Genomic DNA, 2,742 nt, shown 5'->3' with positions numbered 1-2,742 from the left:
CCCCACACTACCATCGGCGCTGCTGCGTTTCACGTCTGAGTTCGGCATGGGATCAGGTGGGTCCACAGCGCTATGGTCGCCAGGCAAATTCTTTGATTCACCGCCCGCAGGCCGCAAATCACAATCTTGGAAAAAACTGACTAAAGTTCAAGCACACCATTCAAGTGCTCGTGGAGTCCGTAAAACCCCTTGGGTGTTGTATGGTTAAGCCGCACGGGCAATTAGTACAGGTTAGCTCAACGCCTCACAGCGCTTACACACCCTGCCTATCAACGTTCTAGTCTCGAACAACCCTTCAGAGAGCTTAAAGCTCTGGGGATGACTCATCTTGAGGCTCGCTTCCCGCTTAGATGCTTTCAGCGGTTATCGATTCCGAACTTAGCTACCGGGCAATGCGTCTGGCGACACAACCCGAACACCAGAGGTTCGTCCACTCCGGTCCTCTCGTACTAGGAGCAGCCCCTCTCAATCATCCAACGCCCACGGCAGATAGGGACCGAACTGTCTCACGACGTTCTAAACCCAGCTCGCGTACCACTTTAAATGGCGAACAGCCATACCCTTGGGACCGACTTCAGCCCCAGGATGTGATGAGCCGACATCGAGGTGCCAAACACCGCCGTCGATATGAACTCTTGGGCGGTATCAGCCTGTTATCCCCGGAGTACCTTTTATCCGTTGAGCGATGGCCCTTCCATTCAGAACCACCGGATCACTATGACCTGCTTTCGCACCTGCTCGAACCGTCATTCTCGCAGTCAAGCGGGCTTATGCCATTGCACTAACCTCACGATGTCCGACCGTGATTAGCCCACCTTCGTGCTCCTCCGTTACGCTTTGGGAGGAGACCGCCCCAGTCAAACTACCCACCAGGCACTGTCCGCACCCCCGATGAGGGGGCGACGTTAGAACATCAACACTACAAGGGTGGTATTTCAAGGACGGCTCCACAGATACTGGCGTACCTGCTTCGAAGCCTCCCACCTATCCTACACATGTAGGGTCAATGTTCAGTGCCAAGCTGTAGTAAAGGTTCACGGGGTCTTTCCGTCTAGCCGCGGGTACGCAGCATCTTCACTGCGATTTCAATTTCACTGAGTCTCGGGTGGAGACAGCGTGGCCATCATTACGCCATTCGTGCAGGTCGGAACTTACCCGACAAGGAATTTCGCTACCTTAGGACCGTTATAGTTACGGCCGCCGTTTACCGGGGCTTCGATCAAGAGCTTCTCCCTAAGGATAACCCCATCAATTAACCTTCCGGCACCGGGCAGGCGTCACACCGTATACGTCATCTTTCGATTTTGCACAGTGCTGTGTTTTTAATAAACAGTTGCAGCCACCTGGTATCTGCGACTGCCAGCAGCTCCAAGAGCAAGTCTCTTCACCGCCGGCAGCGTACCTTCTCCCGAAGTTACGGTACCATTTTGCCTAGTTCCTTCACCCGAGTTCTCTCAAGCGCCTTGGTATTCTCTACCCGACCACCTGTGTCGGTTTGGGGTACGATTTCTTGCTATCTGAAGCTTAGAGGCTTTTCCCGGAAGCATGGCATCAATGACTTCAGCACCGTGGTGCCTCGACATCGGGTCTCAGCCTTAAGATGGTCCGGATTTGCCTAAACCATCAGCCTACACCCTTGAACCTGGACAACCGTCGCCAGGCCCACCTAGCCTTCTCCGTCCCCCCATCGCAATAGCAAGAAGTACGGGAATATTAACCCGTTTCCCATCGACTACGCCTTTCGGCCTCGCCTTAGGGGTCGACTCACCCTGCCCCGATTAACGTTGGACAGGAACCCTTGGTCTTCCGGCGAGGAGGTTTTTCACCCCCTTTATCGTTACTCATGTCAGCATTCGCACTTCTGATACCTCCAGCGCCCCTTACAGGACACCTTCAGCGGCTTACAGAACGCTCCCCTACCCAATACGCTAATGCGCATTGCCGCAGCTTCGGTGTATCGCTTAGCCCCGTTAAATCTTCCGCGCAGGCCGACTCGACCAGTGAGCTATTACGCTTTCTTTAAATGATGGCTGCTTCTAAGCCAACATCCTGGCTGTCTGAGCCTTCCCACATCGTTTCCCACTTAGCGATAACTTTGGGACCTTAGCTGGCGGTCTGGGTTGTTTCCCTCTCCACGACGGACGTTAGCACCCGCCGTGTGTCTCCCGGATAGTACTTACTGGTATTCGGAGTTTGCAAAGGGTTGGTAAGTCGGGATGACCCCCTAGCCTTAACAGTGCTCTACCCCCAGTAGTATTCGTCCGAGGCGCTACCTAAATAGCTTTCGGGGAGAACCAGCTATCTCCGAGTTTGATTGGCCTTTCACCCCTAGCCACAAGTCATCCGCTAATTTTTCAACATTAGTCGGTTCGGTCCTCCAGTGCGTGTTACCGCACCTTCAACCTGCCCATGGCTAGATCACTCGGTTTCGGGTCTAATCCCAGCAACTGCACGCCCAGTTAAGACTCGGTTTCCCTACGGCTCCCCTATACGGTTAACCTTGCTACTGAAATTAAGTCGCTGACCCATTATACAAAAGGTACGCAGTCACAGGACAAAGCCTGCTCCTACTGCTTGTACGTACACGGTTTCAGGTTCTATTTCACTCCCCTCACAGGGGTTCTTTTCGCCTTTCCCTCACGGTACTGGTTCACTATCGGTCAGTCAGGAGTATTTAGCCTTGGAGGATGGTCCCCCCATCTTCAGACAAGATAACACGTGTCCCGTCCTACTCGTTTTCAC

Annotated in this window: 2 rRNA genes; both read right to left on the bottom strand. The window is 53.6% G+C overall.

Features of this window, described 5'->3' with window-relative positions:
* Positions 1 to 84 (bottom strand): 5S ribosomal RNA (rrf, locus tag C9I92_RS24940); the annotation flags it as partial.
* A 116-nt stretch (positions 85 to 200) separates the two neighbouring features.
* A 23S ribosomal RNA gene (locus tag C9I92_RS24935) occupies positions 201 to 2,742 on the bottom strand; the annotation flags it as partial.

The organism is Photobacterium ganghwense, from assembly GCF_003025595.1.
GTDB classification, from domain to species: domain Bacteria; phylum Pseudomonadota; class Gammaproteobacteria; order Enterobacterales; family Vibrionaceae; genus Photobacterium; species Photobacterium ganghwense.
This window is presented reverse-complemented; position numbering and strand designations above follow the sequence as displayed.